This window comes from Azospirillum sp. TSH20 (genome assembly GCF_003115935.1).
Lineage (GTDB): Bacteria > Pseudomonadota > Alphaproteobacteria > Azospirillales > Azospirillaceae > Azospirillum.
In genome coordinates this window covers 1-26,259 of the sequence record NZ_LGQU01000019.1, presented here as the reverse complement: position 1 = coordinate 26,259, position 26,259 = coordinate 1, and the positions used below count along the sequence as shown (strand labels likewise).

Here is a 26,259-nt window from a genome sequence, read left to right as displayed (position 1 = left end):
GACAAGGATCGAGAATCCATGTCCACATCGCCCCTCACCCTCCCGCCTGCGGCGGGCCCCTCCCTCTCCCGGGTCGGGAGAGGGGGATTTTCAGCGCGTCATCCTCACGCCGTGGCCGGACGGGCCAGCGCCGTGGGGATGTCGGTCGGTTCCATCAGCGGGACGGCGACCGTCGGGGCCTTCCAGGTCAGCGTGTCGAAGGCGCCGCAATGGCCGCACAGGCCGCCCCAGTTGTGGCTGACCGCCCCGCAGGAGCTGCAGGTCCACACCGGATCCTCCGGCGCGTTGGCGGCCTTGGCCAGCCAGTCCTTCGCCGCATCCTCGTCGTGGCGCTCGCCGCGGTCCAGCTCGGCCATCAGGCGGTAGGTGCGGCGGGTCGGGCCGATCTCCATGGCGCGGTTCAGGTGCTGGCGCGCCTCGCCCCACAGCTGGGCGTCGATGGCGGCGCGGGCGACGGCGAGGTGCGATTCGGCCGAGTCCGGGGACTGACGCACCAGCTTCTGGAACAGCCGGACGCGGGTCAGCGGGTCGTAGCTGGAGACGATCGACCGGTAGATGTCGGCCAGCTCCGGATGCGGCGAGTGGCGCCATGCCCGCTCCACCACCTTGGCGGCCGGCTTCAGCCGGTCGGCGGCGAGCTGCAGGCGGGCCAGACGGACGGCGGCGGGGACGAAGCCCGGCATCATGTCGTGCGCCGCCTGGGCGTGCGACAGGGCGGCGTCGGACCGGCCGCGGCGCTCCGCCTCGAAGCTGCGCTCCAGCAGCAGGACGGCGCGGTGGCGGCGGCCCTCGTCGGTCGGGATGGCCCCGGCCTGGATCGCCTGCTGCAAGGTGCCTTCGGCGGCAGCCCAGTCGCCGGCCTGCGCCTCCAGGTCATAGAGCGTGCCGAGCAGCCAGGGCGTGTTGGGCTGCAGTCCGCGCGCCTTGCGGGCGAGGTTCAGCGCCTCCACCCGGTCGCCCGACTTGATCGCCTGGGTCAGCAGCCCGCGCATGCCGAGGAAGGCCGTCTCCGGCCGCTCCAGCATGGCGGTGAAATACTCCCTGGCGGCGCGCTCGTCGCCCTGCAGCTGGGCGGCCTGGGCCGACAGCAGCATGGTCAGCGGCGGCTCGTTCAGCAGCCCGTCGGCCTTGCGCGCCATCTTGCGCGCGGTCTGCGCATCGCCGGCGGCGATGGCGACCATGCCCTGGGTCAGGGCGCGGTAACCGCGCTCGCGGCGGCGGACCCGGCTGTGGCGGCGGATGCGGTACGGCGTGCGGATCAGGGCGCGGATCAGGCGATAGCCCAGCGCCGCGATGCCCAGCGCCACGATCGTAACCAGCAGGGCGACCCAGAAGGGCGCCTCGACGGCGTAGCCCAGCCAATGGACGCTGACGGTGCCGGGACGGTCGGCGAGCCAGATCGCGGCGGCGATGACCACCGCGACCTTCAGAAGGAACCAGAGGGCGCGGATCATTGGGCCGTCCCCTTCCCGCCGGCGGCGGTGGTCATCAGGGCGATGGCGCGGTCGTTCAACTGACGCGCGGCCTGATCGGCGGCCAGACGCGCCTTGGCGTCGGCCAGCCACGGGGCGGCGGTCTGCGCGGCCGGACCCTGCAGGGCCGACAGCTCCTCGACCACCTTGGCGAGGTTGCCCTCGTTCAGAGCGGCTTCGGCGCGGGCGACGATGGCGTTGGCGGTGGTGCCGACCACCCCGCCGCCCTCCTGGCGGACGGTGACCAGGGTGGACAGCTTGCCGACCGCCGTGTCGATCCAGCTCTTGCCCTCGCCGCGGATGTCGGCGCGGACGATCTCGCCGGCCAGCGGCTGGAAGCGGTCGGTCAGCTGGGCGCGGGTCGGGATGCCCTTGGCGGCATAGGGCGCCACGGCGTCCAGCGGCTGGGTTACCCCGGCATCGGAGATGTTGAGGGCGCGGACCGCCTGCAGGTCCTGCTGGAACGGCTGCCCGCCCGACAGGGAGGCGCGCAGCTGCCCGGCGGCCAGCACCAGCGCCTGGGCGGTGGTGGCGGCGTCCTGGCGCTCGCTGACGGCCTGGTTGACGCTGGTGACCTGCTGCTTCAGCTGGTCGACCTCGCTGCGCAGCTCCTGCGCCGCTTGGCTGTTGCCCGAGACGGCGGAAACCTTCTGCTCAAGCGCGGCGATGCGGTCGGCCAGCGCCTTCTGGGCGTCGGCGGCGCCGGTGTCGGGCGTGGCGGCCGGACGCTTCTCCAGCGCGTCGATCCGCTGGGTCAGGGCGGAAAGGTCGGCACCGTTGCCCCCGTTGGCGGCGGCCGGACGCTGCTCCAGCTTGCCGATGCGGTCGGTGAGCTGCTGGATCTGCGCCTTCAGCGCCGGGTCGGCCGGAGCGGAGGCGGTGGAGGAGGCGGACGGCGACGGCCAGCCGGGCAGGGCGGGACCCCACCAGGGCGCCGACAGGGCGGCGGCGCCGACCAGCAATGCTACCACCGACAGGGCGGTGGCGAACCCACTGCCGGAGCGCGGCTCGTCGAGGTAGGACGGGGTCGGGGCGATATTGGGGGCGATGGTCGGACGCGCCGGCTCGGCATCGGCGCTGCGGCTGTAGCCCGCGCTGCCGCTGGTGCCGGACGGCGTCCAGCTGCCGGTGGTGGACTTCGACGTATCGGATTTGGTGGCGTCGGACTTGATACCGTCGTCCTTGGCTTCCTCGGCCTTCTCCGCGTCGCCCTTCGGCGTGTCGGCGAGGCTGTCGGTCGCGCCGATCGGCGTGGCCGGCGGGATCAGGGCGTCGGACGATTGCAGTTCCGTCGCCGCACCGGTGGTCGCGCCGGCCGCCGGGGTGTCGGCGCCGGGGATGGTGTCGGCCGGGGAAGCTGTCGGAACCGGCTCCACCACCGGAGCGGCGTCGACAGTCGTGGCGGTCGTGGCGGCCGGGGTGATGACGGACGCGGCGGAGGCGTCGGTCGGCCGATCCTCGCTGGGGGTGGCCGCGTCCAGGTCGGCGTCGTCCAGCTTGATGCGGTGCTTGGCGGCGGCGGTGCGCAGGTCGGCATGGCGGGCCAGCGGGATCGCGCCGCGCTTCTTCCAACCCTGGACCGTCGTCACCGGGGTGTCCAGCTTGTGGGCCATCGGGCGGATGCCGCCGAAACGTTCGACGATGCGGTCGACCGCCGCATTGCCGGTGCTGGCGCCGTCGCCGTCACGGTCGGTGCCGGGGCGTTCGGGGCCTGGACGAGAGGTCATGGGCTGTACCTTCGGTTCGCTGTTGTTCGTCTTAACGTCACAGCCCCCTGACCGGTCCCCCTCGTCCCCCGTACGGCTGACCCACCCACCCGGACGCACCAGGGGTGTAAGCCGTACGGCCGGACCGCGCCGGGTTTATCCGGCGACCGGCAACAGATCGAGCAGGGCGTCCTGCTCCGGCCGCGCCGCCACCCGTACGCTTCGCCACGGCGTCACTCCCTGGTCGCCGTACGCACGGGCAGCCTCCGCGACCGCGGGGCTGAGGCAGAACGCATCGACCGTACGACAACAATCGACCAGCCCCGCCTCGGCGAGCAGCCTAACAAAGGATGCGGCGGTACGGGGAGAGAAAAACAACACGCCGTCGAGCCCGGACGTACGCAAAAATGTCGCGGTCTCGTCCGACAGGGTTAGCGCGGGTACGGCATCGTACATCACGCTGCGCCGCAGCGTGAACCCGGCCGCCCCCAGCAGGCCGGCGAGGTCGCCCGCCACCTTGCTGCCGGCCACATGAAGAAGCGTACCGGCGTATGGATCTCGCAGGGAGCGGACACGTTCCGCCAGCGCGTACACGTCGCCGGACGCGCTGTCGACCTGTTCGAAGCCGGCGGCCCGCGCCGCCCGCGCCGTGGCGTCGCCGACGGCGTGCACCGGACGGTCGCGCCGGCTCGTACGTTTGGAGTAGGCGCGTACGCCGTTCGCACTGGTGAACAGCAGGGCTTGTACGTCGGACAGGTCGGGTTCCGGCCCGTCGAGCCAGACCATCGACAGCATCGGCTCCACCGCCGTGGCGAAGCCGAGCGCCTCCAGCCGCCGGACCAGCGGTTCGGCATCTTCCGCCGGACGCGTCACCAGAAGGCGCGTACGGCGGTCGGCGGAAGAGGATTGAGGCTGCTTTCCCGTCATGCGGAAAACCCGGCCGGGATGGCGGTCAGTGCGGTGCCGCGGCGAAGAAATCGGGCGGCAGTTGCGCCCGGATCTCGGCCCCGGCATCGGCGCCCAGCGACTCGGCCTCGGCGGCCTTGCCGTGGCGTTCCGCCCGGAAGATGATGCGTCCGTCGGTCGACAGCACCTTGGCGCGCAAATGCAGGTCGTCGCCGTCCAGCATCGCCAGCGCCGCGATGGGCGTGCGGCAGGAGCCGTCGAGCGCGGCCAGCAGCGCACGCTCCGCCGTGACGCGGACCATGGTCTCCGCACAATTCAGCGGGGCCAGCAGGGCGCGGGTGGCGTCGTCGGCGCTGCGGATCTCGATGCCGATGGCGCCCTGGGCCACCGCCGGCAGCATGGTTTCCGGTTCCAGCACCGCGCTGATGCGCTCGGTCAGGCCGAGGCGGCGCAGGCCGGCCAGCGCCAGCAGGGTGGCGTCCACCTCGCCCGCGTCCAGCTTGGACAGGCGGGTCTGCACGTTGCCGCGCAGCGGGAAGATCTTCAGGTCGGGGCGCAGCTCCAGCACCTGGGCCTGACGGCGCAGGCCGGCGGTGCCGACCACGGCGCCGGCCGGCAGGTCGGCCAGACCGCCGCCGGAGCGGGAGAAGAAGGCGTCGCGCGGGTCCTCGCGCGGCAGCAGGGTGGCGATCTCCAGCCCGTCGGGAAGCTGGGTCGGCACGTCCTTCATCGAATGGACGGCCAGATCGGCGCGGCCGTCGAACAGCGCCTCCTCCAGCTCCTTGGTGAACAGGCCCTTGCCGCCCGCTTCCGCCAGGGTGCGGTCAAGGATGCGGTCGCCGGTGGTCTTGAAGACGACGATCTCGATGGCGCCGGGCGCAGCGAGACGCGGATGGGCGGCGATCAGGCGGTCGCGGGTTTCGTGGGCCTGCGCCAGCGCCAGCGGGCTGCCGCGCGTCCCGATACGGAGCGGGTGGGTCGTCATAGGGCGTGTTCTAGGGGATCCGCGCAGCTTTGCAAGGATTCGTCGCCCGGTCATACGGAAGATTGAGGCGGATCAAATTTCATGCGCGCACTTGTCCGCAACTCCATCCTGTACCCGGACGGCCAAGGCGGCTAGGTTGGCGCCATGATCGTTCTTGGAATCGAAACGAGCTGCGACGAGACGGCCGCCGCCGTCGTCACCGACGCGCGCGAGATCCGCGCCGACGTCGTGCTGTCGCAGCTGGACGACCACACGCCTTATGGCGGCGTCGTCCCGGAAATCGCCGCCCGCGCCCATCTTGAACATCTGGACGGGCTGATCCGCCGCGCCATGGACGAGGCCGGGATCGGCTTCGGCGACCTCGACGCGGTGGCGGCCACCGGCGGGCCGGGGCTGATCGGCGGCGTCATCGTCGGCGTGATGACCGCCAAGGCCATCGCCGCCGCGCGCGGGCTGCCCTTCGTCGCCGTCAACCATCTGGAAGGCCATGCGCTGACGGCGCGGCTGACCGACGACGTCGCCTTTCCCTACCTGCTGCTGCTGGTGTCGGGCGGCCATTGCCAGCTTCTGGCGGTGGAGGGGGTCGGGCGCTATCGCCGGCTCGGCACCACCATCGACGACGCGGTGGGCGAGGCGTTCGACAAGACCGCCAAGCTGCTGGGGCTGGGCTATCCCGGCGGGCCGCTGGTGGAGAAGGCGGCGGCGCGCGCCACCAACCCGGCGCGGTTCGAGCTGCCGCGGCCGATGCTGGGCCGTCCGGGCTGCGATTTCTCCTTCTCCGGGCTGAAGACCGCGGTTCGGCGGCATGTCGAGGAGTTGGGTGGCGTGCTGTCCGATGCGGATCGCGACGACCTCGCCGCCGCCTTCCAGGCGACGGTGGCGGAGGTGCTGGCCGACCGCTGCGCCCGCGCCATCCGCCGCTTCAAGGAGGACCATCCGCAGGGCGGCGCCCTGGTGGTCGCCGGCGGCGTCGCCGCCAACAAGGCGATCCGCAGCCGGCTGTCGACGCTGGCGGAAAAGCAGCGCATGCAGTTCGTGGCGCCGCCGCTGCGCCTGTGCACCGACAACGCGGCGATGATCGCCTGGGCCGGGATCGAGCGGTTCCGGCTGGGCGAGAGCGACCCGTTGAACTTCGCCCCCCGTCCGCGCTGGCCGCTGGACCCCACCGCCGCGCCGGTGATCGGGCGCGCAGGGGTCGGTGCGGGGGTGAAGGCGTGAAACCTCCCTCTCCCGCCCCGGGAGAGGGAAGGGGCCCGCGAAGCGGGAAGGGTGAGGGGTGAGGCACGAAGCCATGCGGTTCGGGATTCTTGGATTCCCCCTCACCCTCCCCACCGCTTTGCGGCGGGTCCCCTCCCTCTCCCGGGGCGGGAGAGGGCTTTGACCGGAACGGATACGTGGTGAGATGAAGACGATGCCCCCCTCCCCCCTCAACCGCATCGGGGTCGTCGGCGGCGGCGCCTGGGGAACGGCGCTGGCTTTGGCGGCGTTGCGGGCCGGGCGCGAGACGCTGCTGTGGGCGCGCGAGCCGGCGGTGGTGGAGGCGATGAGCCTCCGTCGCGAGAACCGCGATTACCTGCCCGGCGTGCCGTTGCCCGACGCGCTGCGGGTCACCGGCGATCTGGCCGATCTCGGCGATTGCGACGCGGTGCTGCTGGTCTCGCCGGCCCAGCATGCGCGCAGCGTCACGGCGCGGATGGCGCCGCTGCTGAAGCCGGGGGCGCCGGTCGTCGTCTGCGCCAAGGGGATCGAGCTGGACAGCCACGCGCTGATGAGCGAGGCGGTCGGCGCCGCGCTGCCGGCCGGCAATCCGGTGGCGATCCTGTCCGGCCCGACCTTCGCGGCGGAGGTGGCGCGCGGGCTGCCGACGGCGGTGACGCTGGCCTGTGCGGACGAGGCGCTGGGCAGGGCGCTGGTCACGGCGCTGGGCAGCCACACCTTCCGGCCCTACCGCTCGGACGACGTCATCGGGTCGCAGGTCGGCGGGGCGGTGAAGAATGTGCTGGCCATCGCCTGCGGCGTGGTCGAGGGGCGGCGGCTGGGCGACAACGCGCGGGCGGCGCTGATCACGCGCGGACTGGCGGAGATCACCCGGCTGGCGCTGGCGCTCGGCGGCCGGGTGGAGACGCTGATGGGACTGTCGGGGCTGGGCGACCTGACGCTGACCTGCTCCAGCCTGCAGTCGCGCAACATGTCGCTGGGGGCGGCACTGGGCGCCGGCAAGGCGCTGTCCGAGATCCTGGCCGCGCGGCGGTCGGTGGCGGAGGGCGTCTATACCACCGCCGCGGTGGTCGGGCTGGCGGCGAAGCTGGGCGTCGACATGCCGATCTGCACGGCGGTCGATGCCATCCTGAACCGCGGCGCCGGGCTGGACGAAACCATCGAGGGGCTGCTGTCCCGTCCCTTCCGCGGTGAGGGCGTTTAAGGGCGTTTAGGAGACGGCTTTCTCGGTCCAGCCGGCGGCGCGGACCGAGGGCGCGTGGGTCCGGCTGACCGGAACCAGCAGGCCGTTGGTCAGGCGCAGCGACAGCTTGCCGTCCGGCTTGCGCTCCACCGCCGCGACTGCCGATGCTGCGACCCAATAGGAGCGGTGGACCTGCCGGCCGTCGATGCCTGCCAGCTCCGCCACCGCGTCGCGCATCCGCATCAGGATCAGGTCGCTGCCAAGGGCGGTGTGGACGCGGACGTAATGGTCCTCCATCTCAAGCGCCAGCAGGTCGCGCCCCAGCTTCGCCGGAATGCGGTCTAGGAAGGGGGCGGGCCGATCGGTGGCCGGCTCCCCGCTGGGGACGGAAGCTTGCGGCGGGGCGGGGGGCTGGTGGCCGACGACGCCATGGTCGCGCAGTTCCAGCCACACCGGCAGGGCCGACACCAGCGTGGTGATGACCAGCACATAGCCGTACATCTCGGCCAGCCCGGCGGGGGTGAGGAAATCCTGGCCGCGCAGCCGGCTTTCCAGCAGGGCGACCACCAGGGTCTGCAGGATGCTGACGGTCAGATAGGCCGCAGCCAGCATCAGCGGCCATGTGCGTTCCAGGTTCGGCAGCACGCGGCGGGCGACCAGAATGACCAGTTCGAACATCGACCAGCCGCTGACGATCTGCCCGCCCCAGTAGGCAAGCCGGACGGCGAAACCCATTTCACGGAAGGTGCCGAACGGTCCCAGCAGAGCCAATGCTAGGATGGAGGCCGCCAGCAACGGCAGGCGGCGGCGCAGCACGCGCCGGCCATAGGGAACGGGTGGCGACTGCCAGGGGAGGGCGGGGGATGAGGTTTCGGCGTTGGGTTGCGCGTTGGTCTGCAAGGATGGTCGCCCCAGGAACGGTGACAGTGACGCTGCTGGCGCTGGTCGCCGCTGGTCCGGCCGCCGCGGGGGAGCTTCGCGCAACCGTCCGCAACGTCAAGCCCAATCAGGGCAAGGTGATGGTCGCGCTGTTCGACAGCGCCGAGGCGCAGGCGGCGAAGGCGCCGCGCGCCGGCTATTTCGTCGCGGCGCTGGGGCCGGAGCTGCAGGTGGTCTTCCCCGACCTGCCGGCCGGCCGCTATGGGTTGATCGCCTTCCAGGATTTGGACAACAACGGCGAGCTTGCCACCGGCCTGTTCGGCATCCCCGCCGAACCGCACGGCTTCAGCCGCTCCGCCCGCGGCAGCTTCGGCCCGCCGGGCTTCGACGATTACGCGGTGGCGGTCGGGGCGTCGGGCGTGGCGACGACGGAGATCAGGCTGGTGGAGTGATGTGCGGCCTCACCCGCGCGGACAGCCCTCCTGGCGCCAGCGGGCGAGATAGTCGTCCAGGCCGCGGCCGGGGATCTCGTCGAACCGGCGGTCGAGCGCCAGCAGGGTTTCCATACGGTCGATGCGGAAGCTGCGGAACTCCTCGCGCAGCTCGCACCATGCGCCCAGCGTCCAGACGCGGCCCCAGAAGAACAGGCCCAGCGGCTGGACCGCGCGGGCGGAATGGGTGCCGTCCTGCCGCCGGTAATCGAACAGCACGACGCGCTTGGCGTTGATGGCGCAGCGCAGAACGTCCATCCGCTCGCGCAAGGGGGCGGGGAAGGAGAAGTCGGGGACGAAGACGCGGCTGTCGGCCAACTCGCGCCGCCGCGCCTCCGGCACCACCGCCTCGACCTTGTCGAGCGCGCGGGCGGCGGCATCGGCCAGACCGCCGCCGACCCAGGCGCGGGCGAGGCGGGCGCCGACCACCAGCGCCTCCACCTCGTCCTGGGTGAACATCAGCGGCGGCAGGTCGTAGCCGTCGCGCAGCAGGTAGCCGACGCCGGCCTCGCCCTCCACCGGCACGCCGGAGGAGGCGAGGTCGCGCATGTCGCGGTAGACGGTGCGCTCCGACACCTCCAGGCAGCGCGCCAACTCGGCAGCCGTCACCAGCCGCCCCTTGCGGAGATGCTGGACGATCTGGAACAGGCGGTCGGCGCGGCGCATGGCGGCGGCTCCGGTGGGGGGATCAGTGCATCGAATAGAGGCCGACGCGGTTGCCCTCGCTGTCGATGAACTGGGCGAAATAGCCGATTTCCGGGGTGATGAGCGTCTTCGGCACGATGATCCGGGCACCGGCCTGCTCGGCACGGGCCAGCGGGGCGGAGAGGTCTTCGCCGCCGTTCAGGTAGACGGTGGTGCCGTCGGCGCTGGGCTTGCAGGCTTCGTGCTTGATCAGGCAGCCCTTGACGGCGGTGCCCTCGGCCGGGAAGACGGCCATGGTCATGCCGCTGGGGCAGGGTTCCTGGACCATCTTGGCGGCGAAGACGGTCTCGTAGAAGCCGACGGCGCGGGCGAGGTCGGTGACCGGGATCTCGAACCAGGTGACGACGTGCGGGATGTTCATCGGATTGGCTCCTGACAGAAGGGAGTGGGATGTTCGTGGTTCGTGCCGGCACGTCCCCTTGATAGCACACCCCCTCCTGACAGCGTGATGTCAGGAGCAATCAGCTCCTTCAATGAAAATTGCGGCCCTTGGGAAATGGTCTTTCGGCATGGCGGTCCTCGCCGGTCAGTTCGGCCAGCCGGTGGGTCAGGTCGATCAGCGATTCCACCCGCAGATGGACGACGCCCTCCTGGTTCTGCACCCGGCCGGTGGCGGCCATCAGCCGGGCGGTCATGATCGGGCGGCGGAAGGTTTCGAAGGCATCCGGCATGACGACGAGGTTGGCGACCCCGGTCTCGTCCTCCAGCGTGATGAAGACGACGCCCTCGGCGCTGCCCGGCCGCTGGCGGACCAGGACGAGGCCGGCGGTGGTCAGGCGCCGGCCGTCGCGAGCCTGGGCAAGCCGCGCCGCCGGGGTGATGCCGGGCAGGCCGTCGCGCAACAGCGACAGAGGGTGGGCCTTCAGCGACAGGGACAGGCTGGTGTAATCCATCACCACATGTTCGCCGAGCGCCATGGCGGGCAGGGGGGCTTCGGGTTCCTCGGCCATTGGATTGTACGGGGGGCCGTCGAGGCGGGCGAAGAGCGGCAGCGGCTGGTCGCCCAGCGCCCGCACCGCCCACAGCGCCGCCCGGCGGTCGAGCCCGACGGAGCGGAAGGCGTCTGCCTTTGCCAGCTTTTCCAGGGCCGCAACCGGCAGGCGGGCGCGCCGCCAAAGGTCGTAGGGGTCGCGGTAGCCGCCGGCGCGGGAGAGGACGATGGCGTCGGCGTGCGACTCGGTGAAGCCCTTGATGAGGCGGAGGCCGAGGCGGAGGTGGGAAGTGCCCTCTCCGAGATTCCCCCTCTCCCCCCCGGGGAGAGGGTCGGGGTGAGGGGGATGCGTGGTGTGGATCTCTTCGGCTGCGCCGAACCCCCTCATCCTAACCTTCTCCCCGGGGGGGAGAAGGGACTGGTGTAGGGCGGGAGAGGGCGCATATTCCACCGCGCAATCCCAGCCCGACAGGTTCACATCGGGCGGCAGCACCGTCACGCCGTGCTCCCTTGCATCGCGGACGATCTGCGCCGGGGCGTAGAAGCCCATGGGCTGGCTGTTCAGCAGGGCGGCGGCGAAGATGGCGGGGTGGTGGCGCTTGATCCAGGCGGAGACATAGACCAGCAGGGCGAAGCTGGCGGCGTGGCTTTCCGGGAAGCCGTACTCGCCGAACCCCTCGATCTGCTGGAAACAGCGCTCGGCAAAGGTGGGGTCACAGCCGTTGGCGATCATGCCGGCGATGAACTTGTCGTGGAACAGCTGGACCTTTCCGGTCTTGCGGAAGGCGGCCATGGCGCGGCGCAGCTGGTCGGCCTCCTCCGCGGTGAAGCCGGCACCGACCATGGCGACCTTCATCGCCTGCTCCTGGAACAGCGGCACGCCCAACGTCTTGTAGAGGACCGGCTCCAGCTTCGGCATCGGGTAGGTGATGTCCTCTGCCCCGCTGCGGCGGCGCAGGTAGGGATGGACCATCCCGCCCTGGATCGGGCCGGGGCGGACGATGGCGACCTCGATCACCAGATCGTAAAATTTCTTGGGCTTCAGCCGGGGCAGCATGCTCATCTGCGCGCGGCTTTCGACCTGGAAGACGCCCAGGCTGTCGGCCCGCCCCAGCATCTCGTAGACCGCCGGGTCCTCCTTGGGCAGGCTGTCGAGCGTCCAGCGCTGCCCGTGCACCTGCTCGATCAGGTCGAAGGCGCGATGGATGCAGGTCAGCATGCCCAGCGCCAGCACGTCGACCTTCAGGATGCCCAACGCGTCGATGTCGTCCTTGTCCCATTCGATGGTGCTGCGATCCTCCATCGCCGCATTGGCGACGGGGCAGAGATCCGACAGCGGGCCACGGGTGATGACGAAGCCGCCGACATGCTGCGACAGATGGCGGGGAAAGCCGATCAGCTCCTGAGCGAGTTCCAGCGTGCGCTTGAGCCTTGGATCATCGGGATCGACGCCGAGCGAGCGGGCACGCTCCTCGTCGACGCCGTCGCGGCTCCAGCCCCAGATGGAGCCGGTCAGCCGCGCCACCAGATCGGCCGACAACCCCATCGCCTTGCCGACCTCGCGCAGGGCGCTGCGGGCGCGGTAGCGGATGACGGTGGCGGTCAGGCCGGCGCGGGCGCGGCCGTACTTCCTGTAGATGTACTGGATCACCTCCTCGCGCCGCTCATGTTCGAAATCGACGTCGATGTCGGGGGGCTCGCCGCGGGCGGTGGAGATGAAGCGCTCGAACAGCAGATCGACCTCGGTCGGATCGACCGACGTGATGCCCAGGCAGTAGCAGACGGCGGAATTGGCCGCACTGCCGCGCCCCTGGCAGAGGATGCCCTGGCTCCGCGCGAATCGGACGATGTCGTGGACGGTCAGGAAATAAGGGGCGTAATGCAGCTCCCCGATCAAGGCCAACTCATGCTTGACGGCGGCGCGGACCTTGTCGGGGATGCCGCCGGGATACAGTCTTGCGCCCCCCTCCCAGGTCAGCGTCACCAGCGTGTCCTGCGGATCGCGGCCCTCCGCCACTTCGTCGGGATATTCATAGCGCAACTCGTCCAGCGAGAAGCGGCAGGCCTCGGCGATCTCCAGAGTGCGGGCGACGGCGTCGGGGTGGTCGCGGAACAGGCGCACCATCTCGACGGCCGGTTTCAGGTGGCGCTCGGCATTGGCGGACAGCCGCCAGCCGGCCTCGTCGATGGTGGTGTGGTGGCGGATGCAGGTCATCACGTCGGCCAGCGCCCGCCGGCCGGCGCCATGATAGAGCACGTCGTTGGTGGCGACCAGCGGCACTCCCTCCGCCTCCGCCAGCCCGGCCAGCCAGCGCAGCCGCCGGGAATCGTCGCCCTGGTAGCGGTGGCTCGCCGCCAGATAGAGCTGCCCGCGCGCCAGCCCGCCGCGCCAGGCGCGCAGTTCGCGCAGGAACGACTCGGCAGACTGGCCGGCGCGCTGGTGGGGGCCGAGCAGCAGGAACAGCATGCCCTCGGCATGGGCCAGCACGTCGGCGCGGGCGATGAAGCACTCGCCCTTCGGCGCCCGCATCTTGCCCAGGGTCAGCAGCCGCGACAGCCGGGCATAGGCGGCGCGGTCGGTCGGGTAGGCCAGCAGGCTGTCGGCGTCGGTCAGGTCGAGCCGGCAGCCGATCAGCGCCCGGATGCCCGCCTTCTTCGCCGCCGCATGCATCTGCACCACGCCGGCCAGCGAATTGCGGTCCGTCACCCCCACCGCCGCCAGCCCGAGCGCCGCCGCGGTCATCGCCAGCTCGTCAGCGTGCGAAGCCCCCTCCAGAAAGCTGAAGTTGGTGGCGACCTGCAACTCTGCGTAACGGATCATGGCAAGGCTCCCCGGCGCGCGTGGATGGGTGCGCGCGGGGATGATAGTCCGAAAATGGGATTGGTGTCATTATTGTGGCGGGGAAGTGTTGGCTTCGATTGCCCCCACCTAACCTCCCCCGCTGGGCGGGGGAGGGACTGCCGCTGCCTTTTCAAACAAGCGCTTAATCCCCTCCCCCGCCCAGCTCTCGCACAAAGCTTCGCTTTGTGCTGACGCGACAGGCGGACCGTAGGTCCGCTGAGAGCGGGGGAGGGTCAGGGTGGGGGCGATCGAAGCCGAAACTCACCCCAAGTAGGACTCCACGCCCATGACCGCGAAGCCCTTGTTCTCCGGGAAGCGGGCGTTGACCTTTTCGCGGGCCTTCTTCTCGTCCAGCGCCCAGACCAGAAAGCGCCGGCCGCGCTTCCAGCTGTCCAGCGCGGTGGGGGTGAGGCTGGCGTTGACGCGGGAGGCGTATTCGATGTTGACCACCCGCAGAAGCCAGCCCTGGTCCTTCTGGGTGCGGCGGTCGTCCAGCACATAGATGCGGCGGTCGGCGGCGCCGGCGGCCTTCAGGCGCTGTTCGAGATCCTCGCAGCCCAGCTCGGCCATCGCCTTGCGGCGGCGGGCGTCGCGCAGGTCGCGGGCCTGCTGCAGCGTGACTCGGGCGATCTTCTTGATCCGCTCCACCTGCGCCTGCTTGCGCGAGACGGCGGTGGCGATCCGCTCCTCCGACGTCTTCAGGCGGCGCAGAGCCAGCAGCAGCGACACCGCCAGCGAGGCGAGGCCGACCAGGCCGGCGAAGATGTAGGGCATGCTGTCCATGGCGCGTCCTCTATCTCAGCTCGCTTTGGCGACCGGCGTGTCGGCGGACAGGAACTCCTGCATCCGCGTCACCGCATAGCCGAAGGCGGGCGGATAGCGCCGCTCGATCTCGGTCCGCGCTTCCGCCATCGAGCGCGCCCACACCTCGATCATCTGCGGCTGCGCCCAGCTCGGGTCGACCAATGCGTGCTGGCTCTGCTGGACGGCGCCGGTGCCGACATATTTGTTCACGACCATGGCGACGTAGCAGGGACTGCCCTGGACCTCCTCGCCGACCAGGCGGACCAGCCGTTCGCCGGATTGGCGCGCATCCTCGATCTGGCGTTCCATCACCTTGCGGCGGCGCAGCACATCCTCGACTGCGCCGTCCAGTTCCTTCAGCTCGCGGATGCGGTCGCCGCGGCGGGCTTCGAACTTCGTCTCCATCTTGGCGCGGCGGGCGATGACGTCGCGCACCCCCTCCGACCCGTGGCGGCGTTCGATCGCGCGTTCGCCGAGCACGATGACGAGCTTGCCGATGCCGAACCCCAGCCCCGACAACCCGAAGGCGGTGATCAGCGCGTTGGTATAGTCCTGCCACATGTGCGAGTCCCCGATCGGGAATGCAATCCGGGTGGATGCTTCCGACCCTAAGGAGTACCCCCTCGCTTGCCGTGGTTCAATCGCGGCGCTGTAACGATATTTCACATGAAACATGCCGGTAGGGGACGAATGTCTTATCCCTCCGCCCGTTCCACCCGGTTGCGACCAGCCTGTTTGGCGGCGTGCAGCGCATGTTCGGCACGGTGCAGGGTCTGTTCGACGCCGGGTTCACTGGGCAGCCAGTCGGCCACGCCGATGCTGGCGGTGACGGGGATCGCCCGCTCCTCCAGCAGGATGGGGCTGTCGGCCAGGGCTGCGCGCACCCGTTCCGCCACCACGGCGGTGCCGGCCCCGTCGGTTTCCGGCAGAAGCACCACGAACTCCGCCCCGCCGGAGCGGGCGATGTGGTCGGAGATGCGCAGCGCCGCCCGCACCCGCTTCACCACCGCGCGCAGGACCGCATCGCCGGCGGCGTCGCCATGGGTGTCGTTGACCGCCTTGAAGCCGTCGAGGTCGAGCAGGAAGACGCCGAGATGCCGGCCATAGCGGCGCGCCCGCGCCAGCTCCGCCGCCGCCAGCTCCAGGAAGCGGCGGCGATTCCACACGCCGGTCAGCGGGTCCAGCGTCGCCATGCGGTTCAGGCGGACGGTCGCCTCCTCCAGCGCGCGGCTGCGCTCGGCGAGGCGGCGTTCGAGATCCGCCAGCTCGGCATAGGCGCGGAGTGCCGTGACCACGCTGGTGAACAGGCGGCGCGCCGTCAGCTCCGTCTTCGCGGTATAGCCGTCGATCTCATAGGCGAGGACCAGATCCTCCTCCGGCACGCGGGCCGGCTGGCCGGTGCGCAGGACGATGCGGACGGCGCGGTTGCCCAGATTCTGGCGGATTCGGCGGACCAGCTGCAGGCCGGCATCCTCGGTCTCCATCACCACGTCGAGCAGGATGACGGCGATGTCCGGGGTGTTGCGCAGGATGCGCTCCGCCTCCGCCGCGCTGGCGCAGTCGAGCAGGCGGACGGGACGGTCGCGGAAGCGCAGCCGGGCGAGCGCCAGCCGGGTTACGGCATGCACCTCCGGCTCGTCGTCGGCGACCAGCACCAGCCAGGGAGGAGCGCCGGGATCGGTGGCCTCCGCCGCGGCGGAGGCATTCCGCGGGTCGGGAGACTCGTCCGAGGCGAACAGGAGATCATGGGACATGGCTGCCGGCTCGGAACTGTACACGGTACACGTAAGGATAGAACCACGCGGCCGCCGCCGATGCAACGGTGCCGAGTGCCGCGCCCGCCCCATATCATTTTGGATGGGGTGCGGCAAAATTGACGGCGGATCGGTCGGGCCGGTGGCGCGTTTCGCCATTCGGGGCTTGCGCGGCGACGCCAAGCCACCTTAGGCATGGCCGTGTGTACGAAACGATCGGAGCGGACCGGGTATGGAAGCAAGCATGGACGGGCGGGAGCATGCGGCGAAGCTGCGCGCGCTCGCGCTGGGGGCGCTGGGTGTCGTCTATGGCGACATCGGCACCAGCCCGCTCTACACGCTGCGCGAATGCCTGACCGAGGGCGGCGGCTTCCCGCTGACGCCCGAGGTCATCCTGGGTGTGCTGTCTCTGATCTTCTGGGCGCTGATCATCACGGTGACGGTGAAATACGTCGTCTTCATCATGCGCGCCGACAACCAGGGCGAGGGCGGCATCCTGGCGCTGACCGCGCTGGCTCTGCGCGGCATGCGGCCGGGCCACCGGCGGACCGGGATGGTCATGGCGATCGGCGTGATGGGCGCCTCGCTGTTCTACGGCGACAGCCTCATCACCCCCGCCATCTCGGTGCTGAGCGCGGTGGAGGGGCTGCATGTCGTCGCCCCCGCCCTGGACAGCTACGTCATCCCGATCACGCTGACCATCCTGGTCGGCCTGTTCGTCCTGCAGCGGTTCGGGACGGAGAAGGTCGGCAAGCTGTTCGGCCCGGTGATGATGGTCTGGTTCCTGACGCTGGCGGCGCTGGGCATCGGGCAGATCATCCGCTATCCCGGTGTGCTGGGTGCGGTGTGGCCCGGCCATGCGGTGGAGATGCTGTTCAACCACGGCTGGCACGGCTTCCTGCTGCTGGGTGCGGTGGTGCTGGCGGTGACCGGGGCGGAGGCGCTCTATGCCGACATGGGCCATTTCGGCCGCAAGCCGATCCGCGGCGCCTGGTACGTCATCGTGCTGCCGTCGCTGCTGCTGTGCTATTTCGGCCAGGGCGCCCTGCTGCTGCACGAACCGGAGGCGATCGAGAACCCCTTCTTCCATCTGGCGCCGGACTGGGCGCAGGTGCCGCTTCTGCTGCTGGCGACCGCCGCCACCATCATCGCCGGGCAGGCGGTGATCTCCGGCGCCTATTCGGTGACGCTGCAGGCGATGCATCTGCGCTACCTGCCGCGGATGGAGGTGATGCATACCTCGGAGCATGAGAAGGGGCAGATCTACATGCCGCAGCTGACCTGGCTGCTGCTGGCCGGGGTCATCGTGCTGGTGCTGAGCTTCCAGACCTCCAGCAACCTCGCCGCCGCCTATGGCATCGCGGTGACCGGCACGATGGTGGCGACCACGCTGCTGGCCTACAAGGTGGCGCGCTCGCTCGGCCGCTGGAAGCTGTGGCAGGCGGTGCTGGCGCTGGTGGTGTTCCTGTCGGTCGATCTCGCCTTCTTCCTGTCCAATCTGATCAAGGTGGAGGAGGGCGGCTGGTTCCCGCTTGTGGTCGGCGCGATGGTCTTCCTGCTGATGGCGACGTGGCGGCGCGGGCGCGAGGTGGTGCGCAAGCGGCTGGCCGAGGACGCGCTGCCCTTCGACATGCTGCTGGAGCGGCTGAAGGGCGGGTCGGTGCAGCGGGTGCCGGGCACCGCCGTCTTCCTGACCGGCAACCCGCGCGGCCTGCCGCCGGGGCTGCTGCACAGCCTGAAGCACTACAAGGTGCTCCATCAACGGGTCGTGCTGTTGACCGTCGACATCGAGGACGTGCCCCATGTGCCGGACGACCAGCGCTTCGAGTTGAAGGCGCTGTCCGCCGGCTTCTTCCGGCTGATCGTCCATTTCGGCTTCAAGGACGAGCCCGACATTCCGCAGGCGCTGGAGATCCGGCGCATCCCGGGACTGCCGTTCGAGCCGATGGAAACGACCTATTTCGTCAGCCGCGAGACGCTGATCCGCACCCACGGCAAATCCGGCCTGCCGCGCTGGCAGGAACCGCTGTTCATCTTCCTGTCGAAGCTGTCGTCCAGCGCGTCGGAATATTTCTGCATCCCGCCCAACCGGGTGGTCGAGCTGGGCATGCAGCTGGAGATCTGAGGTCGTTTCTGCCGGCCAGAAGTTCCCTTGTGGGGCGGCGGGCGGGGGCAGTTTCTGCCGCCCCCGCCCGAAGGCCGCCCACCTCATGCCGCTACCGGCCGGTGCTCACCAGACGGCCTTCACCAGACTATAGAGACCGGCGGCTTGTAGGCGGAGGCGGCGAACATCTGCCGCACCGCCAGTTCCAGCTTGATCTGCGCCTCCGACTTCTTGACGAAGGACAGATCGATGTCGCCCAAGGACTTCACCACGCAGCCGGAGCGGCTGAGGTTGCGGAGCGCCGCCTGGGACGCCTGCTGTTTTTCCTCGGGGATGGCGGTGATTGTGGCCGATCCCTCCGGCGGCCTGACGACGTAGAGGTCGAATTTCGGCATGGGCACTCTCCGTTCTGACGAAAGGTCGAGTGCCCATCGCAAGGGCCGGGCCAACTGCCGCAATGGGCTCAGCGCCGGACCATCGGCGCCAGATCCTTGCGGATGCCGGCGTCGAGGCGGGCGTTCAGGTCCTCCATCATCCGGCGGGTGATGTCGAGGAAAGTCGCCTCGCGATCGGCCAGCGAGATGTTCTCCGCCACGGTGGTGGAGTGGGTGACGGTGGAGCGGGTCACGCCGCGGAAGCCGCCGCTGCCGGTGTCCGGCACCTCGCCGGCGATCTCCACCTCGATGCGCCCGTCATAGCGCTGGGCCTGGTCGTTGGTGAAATAGCCGGTGAGACCCTTCTTGGTGGGCAGGGGCACCTCGACGATGCTGGCGTCGCGGATGGTGACGCGCACGCGCCCCGGTCCGCCGGCCGCCTGCAGCCGCTCCGCCGCCCAGCGCCGCACCGCCTCGACCGGCGGAACGGCGGAGCGGTTCTCCACATGCTTGCCGCCAACCGGGCGGTAGGCGTCGACCACGTCGATGGTGCCGGCATTCAGCACGATCGGCCCGAAATTGGAGAAATCGACCGGCCGCGGCGCCGGCCGCGGCGGCGCGCTCTGGCAGGCGGCAAGCAGGAGGGTGGCCATTCCGGCGGCGAGGGCAAAGCGGCGCGACAGCATGGGGGCTCCGGTTCTTGGGCTGCGTTCGGCAACCTGGGTTACTGGAAAAGGAAAGGGGCGCGGCGCGGACGCCGCGCCCCCATGAACGCGCTGGTATCGGACCCTATTCCCCGTTACGAGGCAGGTCCATACACGCGGTCGAGATCCGCGTCGGTGAAGTGGTAGTCGGTCGAGCAGAACTGGCAGGTCACCTCGACCCGGCCGTCGTCGATCTTCAGCTCCTGCACCTCTGCGCGGGGCAGGCTGCGCAGCATGTTTTCCACCCGCTCGCGCGAGCAGCGGCAGCCGAAGCGGAGCGCATGGCCCTCGTAGACGCGCACGCCGTCCTCGTGGAACAGGCGGTAGAGCAGGTCGGAGGCGGCAAGATCGGTCGACAGCAGCTCGTCGCCGGTGACGCTGGCCATCAGCACCATAGCGCGGCGCCAGTCGTCCTCGTTGTCCGACGCGACCAGACCCTGCTCCTGCGGCAGGCGCTGGACCATGATGCCGCCGGTGCGCCACTGGCCGGGGGTGCCGTCCGGCTTGACCTCGCGGTCGACCGAGACGGTCAGGCCGGTGTCGATCTGTTCCGACTGGCGGAAGTAATGCTGGACGCAGTCGGTCAGCGTCTTGCCGTACAGCTCGACGATGCCCTGGTAGCGGTCGGTGTCCTGACCCTGGTCCACCGTGAAGGCGATGTAGCCCTTGCCGAGCAGCGCCGCGGCCGGGGCGATGTCGACGTCCCGCTCGGCCTTGGCCAGGGCTTCCGGATCGAACTGGGCATAGGCGCGCACGTCGCCGACCGAGGTGACGTCGGCCACCATCAGGCGGATCGGCCCGTCGCCCTTGGTCTGCAGCGTGAAGATGCCCTCGTACTTCAGCATGCTGGCGAGCAGCACGGCCAGCGTCGCCGTCTCCGCCAGGAAGCGGGCGACGGTGGGCGGATAGTCGTGGCGGGTCAGGATCTCGTCGATCGCCGGCCCCAGCTTGACGACGCGGCCGCGCAGGCGCGACGCCTCGATCTGGAACGGCAGGACGAAATCATCGGTGAGCGGGCGGACGGACGGATCGTCCATAGGGCGGATTCCTTAAGACAGAGACCGGTTATGCAGGCGTAGGGCCGAAGATCGGGGCGGAGAGCGGCCGAATCAAGATCGGCAGGGCACCCATGCATGGGGGTGGCCTGTGGTGTGGGGAAGTTAGGCCCCCACCCTGACCCTCCCCCGCTGGGCGGGGGAGGGGATTGGACCTTTGTTGGCATTCGGCGGCAGTCCCTCCCCCGCCCAGCGGGGGAGGTTAGGTGGGGGTCTAACCTACGCTCAATCCAGAACGCCTATGCACCAGCCGAGGATGGCCTTCTGGGCGTGCAGGCGGTTTTCCGCCTCGTCCCAGACCACCGAATGGCGGCCGTCGATCACGCCGTCGGTCACTTCCTCGTTCCGGTGGGCCGGCAGGCAGTGCATGAACAGCGCATCCGGATGGGCGTGCGCCATCAGCGCCTCGTTCACCTGATAGGGGGTGAGGATCGCCGCGCGCTCGTCCACGTCGGTGTTGTGCATCGAGGCCCAGGCGTCGGTGATGACGCATTCGACCCCGCGCACCGCCTCTTCCGGCGATTCGGTGACGACCAGACGGCCGGTGCCCTCGCGCTCCGCCCAGGCCAGCAGCTCCGGCGACGGGCCGTAGACGGTCGGGCAGGCCAGACGCAGCTCGAAGCCGAAGCGGACGGCGGCGTGCGCCCAGCTGACCGCGACGTTGTTGCAGTCGCCGATCCAGGCGACCGTCCGGCCGTTGATCGGACCGCGATGCTCCTCGAAGGTCATCAGGTCGGCCATGATCTGGCAGGGGTGGGTCTGGTCGGTCAGGCCGTTGATGATCGGGATGCTGGCATGGGCCGCCAACTCATGCACCCGCTCCTCGCCGGTGGTGCGGACCATCACGGCGTCGACGAATCGGGACAGCACGCGGGCGGTGTCGCCGATGGTCTCGCCGCGGCCCAGCTGCATGTCGTCGGGCTTCAGCACCACGACGCTGCCGCCGAACTGCTGCATGCCGACCTCGAACGAGACGCGGGTGCGGGTCGAGGGCTTCTCGAAGATCAGGGCCAGCGAACGGCCGGCCAGCAGGGTGGAATGGGCCAGCCGGTCCTTCTTCAGGTCGGCCTTGATGCGGACGGCATGGTCGAGCAGACGGCGCAGGGTGGCGCCGTCCAGCCGGTCGATGTCGAGAAAATGCCGGACCGTGTTGTTGTTATTGTCGCCGCTCATCCCACGCACTCCTGCGCCGTCCGGTCGAGAATCGCGACGGCTTCGTTCACTTCGGCTTCGCCGATGTTCAGGGGCGGCAGCAGCCGCACCACATTGTCGCCGGCCGGGACCGACAGCAGGCCGTTGGCGCGCAGCTTCGTCACCACCTCGCCGACCGGCTGGCCCAGCTTCAGGCCCAGCATCAGGCCCTGGCCACGCAGTTCCAGGAACAGCGACGGATACTTGGCGACCAGCTCTTCCAGACGGCCGCGCAGAGAGGCCGAGGTCTGCTGTACGGTGTCCAGGAAGCCCGGCGCCAGCATGACGTCCAGCACGGCGTTGCCGACGGCGGTCGCCAGCGGGTTGCCGCCATAGGTCGAGCCGTGGGTGCCGGCGGTCATGCCCGACGCCGCGCGCTCGGTGGCAAGGCAGGCGCCGAGCGGAAAGCCGCCGCCGATGCCCTTGGCGACGCACATGACGTCCGGGGTGATGCCGGCCCATTCATGGGCGAACAGCTTGCCGGTGCGGCCCATGCCGCACTGGATCTCGTCCAGGAACAGCAGCAGGCCATGCTCGTCGCACAGCGCGCGCAGGCCACGCAGGAACTCCACCGAGCCGGCGCGGATGCCGCCCTCGCCCTGGATCGGCTCGACGCAGATTCCGCCGGTCTGCGGCGTGATCGCGGCGCGCACGGCGTCGAGGTCGCCGAACGGCACCTGATCGAAGCCGTCCAGCAGCGGGTCGAAGCCGTGCACCAGCTTCTCCTGCTTGGCGGCCGAGATGGCGCCAAGCGTGCGGCCGTGGAAGGCCTGCTCGAAGGTGATGATGCGGTTCTTCTGCGGGTTGCCGGAGTCATAGTGGTACTTGCGGACGGCCTTGGCGCCGCATTCCCACGCTTCCGCACCGGAGTTCGTGAAGAACACCGTGTCGGCGAAGGTCACCTCGGTCAGGCGCTTGCCAAGGCTCTCCTGTCCGGCGACCCGGAACAGGTTGGAGGTGTGCCACAGCTTCTTCGCCTGCTCGGTCAGCTTTTCGACCAGATAGGGGTGCGCGTGACCCAGCGCGTTCACCGCGACGCCGGCGGCGAAGTCGAGGAATCGTCGCCCGTCGGTCGCGTAGAGATACGGACCTTCACCGCGCTCGAACACGACGTCGGCGCGGGCGTATGTGGGCATAACGACGGGGATCACGGCTTTGGACTCCAAAAATGGAAAATCCGGCGGCCATGCCTGACCGCCGGGAACGGCAAATATCCGGGGATTGATGGGTTCTGTCAACGGATAGGGGTGGGAAAGCGCGGCGATTGCCGCGTCTTTACGCCTTGAGCTTGTATCCGGTCTTGAACATGCGCCAGGCGAGCCACCAAAGGCCGGCATTCACGCCCAGCATCACCGCGACGCCAAGCCAGCGCGCCCCGTCGGACACCCCGATGAAGCCGTAGCGGAAGCCGTCGATCATGTAGAAGAACGGGTCGAAATGGGCGACCCACCAGAAGACCGGCGGCAGCGTGTCGACCGAATAGAAGGTGCCGGACAGGAAGGACAGCGGCGTCACCACGAAGTTGGTGACCGCGGCGATGTTGTCGAACTTCTCCGACCAGACACCGCCGACCAGACCCAGCAGCGACAGCAGCATCGACGCCATCACCGCGTGGAACAGCACGAAGCCGGGATGCGGCATGTGCATCGGGATCACCGCCCAGATGGCGAGCCCCGTCACCAGACCGACCACGACGCCCCGGGTGATGCCGCCGAAGACGAAGCCGCTGACCAGTTCCATCGGCGACAGCGGCGGCATCAGGATGTCGACGATGTTGCCCTGGACCTTGGCGATGACGACGGAGGAGGAGGTGTTGGCGAAGGCGTTCTGCACCATCGCCATCATGATCAGGCCGGGCGCCAGGAATTGCAGATAGGGCGTCTCGCCCACCATCCGCACCGCCGACCCGAGCGACAGGGCGAACACCGCGTAATAGAGCAGCGTCGTCACCACCGGCGCCCAGACGGTCTGCTGGTGCACCTTGATGAAGCGCCGTACCTCGCGTGCGTAGAGCGTCCACAGGCCGATCCAGTTGACGGTACCGACATTGCGCGGCATGGGAGGAAGGGGAAGGGTCATCGCGTCACGATCTGCCTTTTGGGAACCGGCCGGTGTAAGGCCACGGACTGTACGTGCCCCCCGTCCATCCGGCAACCGCCGCCTCCGAAGGGACTGCCATGAGCACTGACGACAAGCGTTCCGCTTCCCCGGCCAGAAAGCCGCCGAAGCGGGTCACGCCGCAATATCTGGAGAATGCGGCGCTGCATTACCTGGAGCGCTTCGCCAGTTCGACGGCCAACCTGCGCCGGGTGCTGATGCGCAAGGTGGACCTGTCGGCCAAGGCGCACGGCACCGACCGCGAGGAGGGTGCCCGCTGGATCGACGAACTGCTGGCCCGCTATGTCCGCAGCGGCCTGCTGAACGACGAGACCTATGCCCGCATGCGGACGGAGAGCCTCCATCGCCGCGGCGCCTCCACCCGGCTGATCGCCCAGAAGCTGGCCGGCAAGGGCATCGGCCGCGACGAGGCCGACAAGGCGCTGGACAGCCTGCGCGAGGATGTCGGGCCCGATCTGGACCTGACGGCGGCGCTGGCTTTGGCGAAGCGGCGGCGGCTGGGGCCGTACCGCCGGCCGGAGCAGCGCGAGGCGCTCCGCGACAAGGACATGGCGGCGCTGGGGCGGGCAGGCTTCGGGTACGAGATCGCCCGGCGGGTGGTGGATGCGGAGGACCCGGAGGAGTTGTTGGGGGAGTGAAAGTTGGACCCCCACCCTAACCCTCCCCCGCTCTCAGCGGACCTCCGGTCCGCCTGCCGCGTCAGCACAAAGCAAAGCTTTGTGCGAGAGCTGGGCGGGGGAGGGGATTGGTGCTGATGCGGGAGAGCGGCGGCAGTCCCTCCCCCGCCCAGCGGGGGAGGTTAGGTGGGGGTCTAACGCCGCGAAGCCGAAGCACCCCCCAGAAACGACGAAACGCGCGGCACCCTTTCGGATGTCGCGCGCCGCTCTCTTACCGGGAGTCGGAATCGTCCTGTACGCGTCCTAATTCTTGTCGGCGGAGCGGCAAGCGCCCCGCCTCAGCACACCAAACGCGTCCCGGATGCCGGGGAAGCTATCAGGCCGCGACCTGCTGCTTCTCCTGGGCCTTGGCGATCCGGCGCTTGATGCGACGGGCGTCGAGGCTCAGGACGGCGTCCTTCGCATCGAGCAGGAAGGCGTCGAGGCCGCCCTTGTGCTCGATCGAGCGGATCGCGTTCACCGAGAGGCGCAGACGCACCAGCTGCCCCAGGCTGTCGCTGAGCAGCGACGTTTCCTGGAGGTTCGGCTGGAAGCGGCGGCGATTCTTGTTGTTGGCGTGGCTGACGTTGTTGCCAAACTGCGTGCCCTTGCCGGTCACGGAGCACCGACGTGCCATCGGACTGATCCTTTACTTTAGCAAATGAAACCCGGTAACGGACGGCCTGCCGCCCGAAGGAGGCCGCTATATAGTCGAACAAAAGCGCCGTCGTCAAGCCGGGATCCGCGATGAAACCGTCAAAAGCCGAGTCGTCGCGGAAAGGTGGAGAGTCGAAGCGCGGCGGCCTCTTCGATCAGGCGAAGAGACGCGCCGCGCCAATCTTGCCGTGACCGGTGTCAGTTCACGGTGGGGGAGGTCTTCGACGCCGGCTTGGCGGCAACCGGCTTGGCCTGGCGGCGCGGCGCCGGCTTGGCCACCGCCTTCACCTCCTCGGCGAAGGCGGCGGCCGGAGCGGCCTGCTCGGCCTTCACCGTCTCGACCAGTTCCTGCACTGGAACCTCGACCGGCTTGGCGGCGGCGACCGGAGCGGTCTCGGCAGCCTTGACCGGAACCGGGGCCGGCGCCGGAGCGGCTTTCGGTGCCTCGACGGCCGGGGCCGGCGCGGGGGCTTCGACCTTTGCCTCGATCTTCGGCGCCTCGGCCTTCGGGGCGGCGACCGTCACCAGCGTCGGCTTCGGAGCCTCGGCCTTCGGGGATGCGACCGGAGCGGGCGCGGCAACCGGAGCGGCATCGGCGGCCGGAGTCGGCAGGGTGGTGATCTCGGCGGCGATCTTGGTGGAGACGTCCAGGAAGCCCTGCACGCTCTCGGTCACGCGGGCCTGGGCGGTGGACAGCCAATCGCGCTGCAGCGCCGCCAGATCGGCGGGGGTGCGGGCCTTGCCCAGCCCGGCGGCCAGACGGCTGGCGTCGTTCACCGAGGCGGTCACGCCGTCGAACCAGCGGCGGTAGCCGTCCTGGACCAGGGTGGCGACGCGGGCGGACTTGGCCGCGGTGGTTTGGGCGTTGGTCTTGAACAGGTTCAGGACGTTGGCGGGGGTCGGCTGAGCGGTCATGGCGTTGTCTCCCGTGGAAAAGGCACATTGGCGGAAACGGAAAGGCCGCTCCGGCGTAACCCCAGGAGACCGCGGGCACCCCGGCCCAAGCGATGTTCATCGAATCGACAAAGGCCGAATCGACACACGTCGCCCCTTTCCCGCCCGGCGCAGAATAGCCCTACGGTTGGTGCGGTGCAACGGATTTGTTGCGGTGCAGCATAAGCTGAACGGATTATGCCGGGCCCACTTATGATTCGCTCGGTTGGTCGAGGAAGCGCCCCAGCAGGATATGGGCGGCGGCGGCCGGAATGGTGGTTCCGGCGGTCACCTCCGCCTCGAGTCGCGCCAGATCGGCCCGCACGGCGGGATGAGCACGGAAGCGGTCGATCAGCGTCTCGCGGATCTCGCTCCACAGCCAGGCGCGGGCCTGTTCGGCCCTGCGGGTGGCGCGGGCGCCGTTGGCCTCCGTCAGCGCCTTGTGCTCGCCGATGGTCTGCCACACCGTGTCGATGCCGATCTTCTGGAAGGCGGAGCAGCTGAGCACCGGCACCCGCCAGTCGCCGTGGCGCAGCAGGGCCAGCGCGTGGCGATAGTCGGCGACGGTGTGGCGGGCGGGGGGGGGGGGGG

General features: G+C 69.7%; 24 protein-coding genes and 1 pseudogene. 5 read left to right on the top strand and 20 right to left on the bottom strand.

Annotated features, from left to right (window positions below; genetic code table 11):
* Window positions 1–104 precede the first annotated feature (104 nt).
* From TSH20_RS05105 to hemC, 4 genes are all read right to left on the bottom strand, one after another.
* Window positions 105–1,454, bottom strand: a complete 1,350-nt coding sequence (locus TSH20_RS05105; protein ID WP_109073723.1) for a heme biosynthesis HemY N-terminal domain-containing protein — start codon at window positions 1,452–1,454, stop codon at window positions 105–107.
* Window positions 1,451–3,199, bottom strand: coding sequence for a mitofilin family membrane protein (locus tag TSH20_RS05100; RefSeq protein ID WP_109073722.1), 1,749 nt, complete (start codon window positions 3,197–3,199; stop codon window positions 1,451–1,453). The genes TSH20_RS05105 and TSH20_RS05100 overlap by 4 nt, the downstream gene beginning before the upstream one ends.
* Window positions 3,200–3,334: 135 nt before the next feature.
* Complete coding sequence (locus tag TSH20_RS05095) at window positions 3,335–4,105, bottom strand: uroporphyrinogen-III synthase (protein ID WP_109073721.1); 771 nt, start codon at window positions 4,103–4,105, stop codon at window positions 3,335–3,337.
* Between the two features lie 25 nt (window positions 4,106–4,130).
* Window positions 4,131–5,069 carry a hydroxymethylbilane synthase gene (hemC, locus tag TSH20_RS05090; RefSeq protein ID WP_109073720.1) on the bottom strand — a complete coding sequence of 313 codons (939 nt, stop codon included), beginning with the start codon at window positions 5,067–5,069 and terminating at the stop codon, window positions 4,131–4,133.
* A 144-nt stretch (window positions 5,070–5,213) separates the two neighbouring features.
* Here hemC and tsaD point away from each other — a divergent pair, with 144 nt between their 5' ends.
* A complete protein-coding gene (gene tsaD, locus TSH20_RS05085; RefSeq protein WP_109073719.1) occupies window positions 5,214–6,287 on the top strand; it encodes a tRNA (adenosine(37)-N6)-threonylcarbamoyltransferase complex transferase subunit TsaD in 1,074 nt (357 codons plus the stop codon).
* Window positions 6,288–6,471: 184 nt separating this feature from the next.
* The gene (locus tag TSH20_RS05080; RefSeq protein WP_109073718.1) at window positions 6,472–7,491 is read left to right on the top strand and encodes an NAD(P)H-dependent glycerol-3-phosphate dehydrogenase; all 1,020 of its coding nucleotides are present in this window, start codon (window positions 6,472–6,474) and stop codon (window positions 7,489–7,491) included.
* A 6-nt stretch (window positions 7,492–7,497) separates the two neighbouring features.
* On the opposite strand, the gene TSH20_RS05075 is transcribed toward TSH20_RS05080, so the two are convergent.
* Entirely contained in the window at window positions 7,498–8,370 is an 873-nt protein-coding gene (locus tag TSH20_RS05075) for a LytTR family DNA-binding domain-containing protein (RefSeq protein ID WP_247871080.1), read from the bottom strand.
* A gap of 26 nt (window positions 8,371–8,396) precedes the next feature.
* On the opposite strand from TSH20_RS05075, the gene TSH20_RS05070 reads away from it, so the two are divergent.
* Window positions 8,397–8,801 (top strand): DUF2141 domain-containing protein, encoded by a 405-nt coding sequence (locus tag TSH20_RS05070; protein WP_199232431.1) that lies wholly within the window; start codon window positions 8,397–8,399, stop codon window positions 8,799–8,801.
* Window positions 8,802–8,810: 9 nt separating this feature from the next.
* Here TSH20_RS05070 and TSH20_RS05065 read toward each other — a convergent pair whose 3' ends face one another.
* The 6 genes from TSH20_RS05065 to TSH20_RS05040 all read right to left on the bottom strand — a co-directional run bounded on the left by TSH20_RS05065 (window position 8,811) and on the right by TSH20_RS05040 (window position 15,876).
* A complete protein-coding gene (locus TSH20_RS05065) occupies window positions 8,811–9,506 on the bottom strand; it encodes a YafY family protein (RefSeq protein WP_109073716.1) in 696 nt (231 codons plus the stop codon).
* Window positions 9,507–9,528: 22 nt separating this feature from the next.
* Entirely contained in the window at window positions 9,529–9,906 is a 378-nt protein-coding gene (locus tag TSH20_RS05060) for a VOC family protein (RefSeq protein ID WP_109073715.1), read from the bottom strand.
* Window positions 9,907–10,015: 109 nt separating this feature from the next.
* The gene (locus TSH20_RS05055; RefSeq protein WP_109073714.1) at window positions 10,016–13,297 is read right to left on the bottom strand and encodes an error-prone DNA polymerase; all 3,282 of its coding nucleotides are present in this window, start codon (window positions 13,295–13,297) and stop codon (window positions 10,016–10,018) included.
* Window positions 13,298–13,579: 282 nt separating this feature from the next.
* Window positions 13,580–14,101, bottom strand: a complete 522-nt coding sequence (locus TSH20_RS05050) for a hypothetical protein (protein ID WP_109073713.1) — start codon at window positions 14,099–14,101, stop codon at window positions 13,580–13,582.
* A 15-nt stretch (window positions 14,102–14,116) separates the two neighbouring features.
* Entirely contained in the window at window positions 14,117–14,683 is a 567-nt protein-coding gene (locus tag TSH20_RS05045) for a hypothetical protein (RefSeq protein WP_109073712.1), read from the bottom strand.
* A 134-nt stretch (window positions 14,684–14,817) separates the two neighbouring features.
* Window positions 14,818–15,876 (bottom strand): diguanylate cyclase, encoded by a 1,059-nt coding sequence (locus tag TSH20_RS05040; RefSeq protein WP_109073711.1) that lies wholly within the window; start codon window positions 15,874–15,876, stop codon window positions 14,818–14,820.
* 232 nt (window positions 15,877–16,108) lie between these two features.
* Here TSH20_RS05040 and TSH20_RS05035 point away from each other — a divergent pair, with 232 nt between their 5' ends.
* Window positions 16,109–18,001: a potassium transporter Kup gene (locus tag TSH20_RS05035; protein ID WP_109073710.1), complete on the top strand. Its 1,893-nt coding sequence runs from the start codon at window positions 16,109–16,111 to the stop codon at window positions 17,999–18,001.
* A 119-nt stretch (window positions 18,002–18,120) separates the two neighbouring features.
* On the opposite strand, the gene TSH20_RS05030 is transcribed toward TSH20_RS05035, so the two are convergent.
* The 6 genes from TSH20_RS05030 to TSH20_RS05005 all read right to left on the bottom strand — a co-directional run bounded on the left by TSH20_RS05030 (window position 18,121) and on the right by TSH20_RS05005 (window position 23,383).
* Window positions 18,121–18,375, bottom strand: a complete 255-nt coding sequence (locus tag TSH20_RS05030) for a hypothetical protein (RefSeq protein WP_109073709.1) — start codon at window positions 18,373–18,375, stop codon at window positions 18,121–18,123.
* A 68-nt stretch (window positions 18,376–18,443) separates the two neighbouring features.
* Complete coding sequence (locus TSH20_RS05025; RefSeq protein ID WP_109073708.1) at window positions 18,444–19,040, bottom strand: hypothetical protein; 597 nt, start codon at window positions 19,038–19,040, stop codon at window positions 18,444–18,446.
* A 113-nt stretch (window positions 19,041–19,153) separates the two neighbouring features.
* The gene (locus TSH20_RS05020; RefSeq protein WP_109073707.1) at window positions 19,154–20,095 is read right to left on the bottom strand and encodes an Hsp33 family molecular chaperone; all 942 of its coding nucleotides are present in this window, start codon (window positions 20,093–20,095) and stop codon (window positions 19,154–19,156) included.
* Window positions 20,096–20,338: 243 nt separating this feature from the next.
* Window positions 20,339–21,286 (bottom strand): ornithine carbamoyltransferase, encoded by a 948-nt coding sequence (gene argF / locus TSH20_RS05015; protein WP_109073706.1) that lies wholly within the window; start codon window positions 21,284–21,286, stop codon window positions 20,339–20,341.
* Window positions 21,283–22,455 carry an aspartate aminotransferase family protein gene (locus TSH20_RS05010; protein WP_247871081.1) on the bottom strand — a complete coding sequence of 391 codons (1,173 nt, stop codon included), beginning with the start codon at window positions 22,453–22,455 and terminating at the stop codon, window positions 21,283–21,285. The genes argF and TSH20_RS05010 overlap by 4 nt, the downstream gene beginning before the upstream one ends.
* Before the next feature lie 124 nt (window positions 22,456–22,579).
* Window positions 22,580–23,383 (bottom strand): ABC transporter permease, encoded by an 804-nt coding sequence (locus TSH20_RS05005; RefSeq protein ID WP_109073704.1) that lies wholly within the window; start codon window positions 23,381–23,383, stop codon window positions 22,580–22,582.
* A gap of 98 nt (window positions 23,384–23,481) precedes the next feature.
* Between TSH20_RS05005 and TSH20_RS05000 the strand changes: the two genes are divergently transcribed.
* The gene (locus TSH20_RS05000) at window positions 23,482–24,060 is read left to right on the top strand and encodes a RecX family transcriptional regulator (RefSeq protein WP_109073703.1); all 579 of its coding nucleotides are present in this window, start codon (window positions 23,482–23,484) and stop codon (window positions 24,058–24,060) included.
* A gap of 355 nt (window positions 24,061–24,415) precedes the next feature.
* On the opposite strand, the gene rpmB is transcribed toward TSH20_RS05000, so the two are convergent.
* From rpmB to TSH20_RS04985, 3 genes and pseudogenes are all read right to left on the bottom strand, one after another.
* Complete coding sequence (rpmB, locus tag TSH20_RS04995) at window positions 24,416–24,715, bottom strand: 50S ribosomal protein L28 (RefSeq protein ID WP_042696295.1); 300 nt, start codon at window positions 24,713–24,715, stop codon at window positions 24,416–24,418.
* A gap of 218 nt (window positions 24,716–24,933) precedes the next feature.
* A complete protein-coding gene (locus tag TSH20_RS04990; RefSeq protein ID WP_109073702.1) occupies window positions 24,934–25,650 on the bottom strand; it encodes a phasin family protein in 717 nt (238 codons plus the stop codon).
* Window positions 25,651–25,879: 229 nt separating this feature from the next.
* Window positions 25,880–26,259 (bottom strand): annotated as a pseudogene (locus TSH20_RS04985) (methylmalonyl Co-A mutase-associated GTPase MeaB); the annotation flags it as partial.

Bases quoted from the DNA above. Each gene is read 5' to 3' on its own strand.
- TSH20_RS05055 (WP_109073714.1), bottom strand. From the start codon at position 13,297: ATGATCCGTTACGCAGAGTTGCAGGTCGCCACCAACTTCAGCTTTCTG.
- tsaD (WP_109073719.1), top strand. From the start codon at position 5,214: ATGATCGTTCTTGGAATCGAAACGAGCTGCGACGAGACGGCCGCCGCC.
- TSH20_RS05065 (WP_109073716.1), bottom strand. From the start codon at position 9,506: ATGCGCCGCGCCGACCGCCTGTTCCAGATCGTCCAGCATCTCCGCAAG.
- TSH20_RS05040 (WP_109073711.1), bottom strand. From the start codon at position 15,876: ATGTCCCATGATCTCCTGTTCGCCTCGGACGAGTCTCCCGACCCGCGG.
- argF (WP_109073706.1), bottom strand. From the start codon at position 21,286: ATGAGCGGCGACAATAACAACAACACGGTCCGGCATTTTCTCGACATC.
- TSH20_RS05020 (WP_109073707.1), bottom strand. From the start codon at position 20,095: ATGGACGATCCGTCCGTCCGCCCGCTCACCGATGATTTCGTCCTGCCG.
- TSH20_RS04990 (WP_109073702.1), bottom strand. From the start codon at position 25,650: ATGACCGCTCAGCCGACCCCCGCCAACGTCCTGAACCTGTTCAAGACC.
- TSH20_RS05105 (WP_109073723.1), bottom strand. From the start codon at position 1,454: ATGATCCGCGCCCTCTGGTTCCTTCTGAAGGTCGCGGTGGTCATCGCC.
- TSH20_RS05045 (WP_109073712.1), bottom strand. From the start codon at position 14,683: ATGTGGCAGGACTATACCAACGCGCTGATCACCGCCTTCGGGTTGTCG.
- TSH20_RS05005 (WP_109073704.1), bottom strand. From the start codon at position 23,383: ATGACCCTTCCCCTTCCTCCCATGCCGCGCAATGTCGGTACCGTCAAC.
- TSH20_RS05035 (WP_109073710.1), top strand. From the start codon at position 16,109: ATGGAAGCAAGCATGGACGGGCGGGAGCATGCGGCGAAGCTGCGCGCG.
- TSH20_RS05050 (WP_109073713.1), bottom strand. From the start codon at position 14,101: ATGGACAGCATGCCCTACATCTTCGCCGGCCTGGTCGGCCTCGCCTCG.
- TSH20_RS05095 (WP_109073721.1), bottom strand. From the start codon at position 4,105: ATGACGGGAAAGCAGCCTCAATCCTCTTCCGCCGACCGCCGTACGCGC.
- TSH20_RS05000 (WP_109073703.1), top strand. From the start codon at position 23,482: ATGAGCACTGACGACAAGCGTTCCGCTTCCCCGGCCAGAAAGCCGCCG.
- TSH20_RS05060 (WP_109073715.1), bottom strand. From the start codon at position 9,906: ATGAACATCCCGCACGTCGTCACCTGGTTCGAGATCCCGGTCACCGAC.
- TSH20_RS05100 (WP_109073722.1), bottom strand. From the start codon at position 3,199: ATGACCTCTCGTCCAGGCCCCGAACGCCCCGGCACCGACCGTGACGGC.
- TSH20_RS05030 (WP_109073709.1), bottom strand. From the start codon at position 18,375: ATGCCGAAATTCGACCTCTACGTCGTCAGGCCGCCGGAGGGATCGGCC.
- TSH20_RS05080 (WP_109073718.1), top strand. From the start codon at position 6,472: ATGAAGACGATGCCCCCCTCCCCCCTCAACCGCATCGGGGTCGTCGGC.
- rpmB (WP_042696295.1), bottom strand. From the start codon at position 24,715: ATGGCACGTCGGTGCTCCGTGACCGGCAAGGGCACGCAGTTTGGCAAC.
- TSH20_RS05025 (WP_109073708.1), bottom strand. From the start codon at position 19,040: ATGCTGTCGCGCCGCTTTGCCCTCGCCGCCGGAATGGCCACCCTCCTG.
- hemC (WP_109073720.1), bottom strand. From the start codon at position 5,069: ATGACGACCCACCCGCTCCGTATCGGGACGCGCGGCAGCCCGCTGGCG.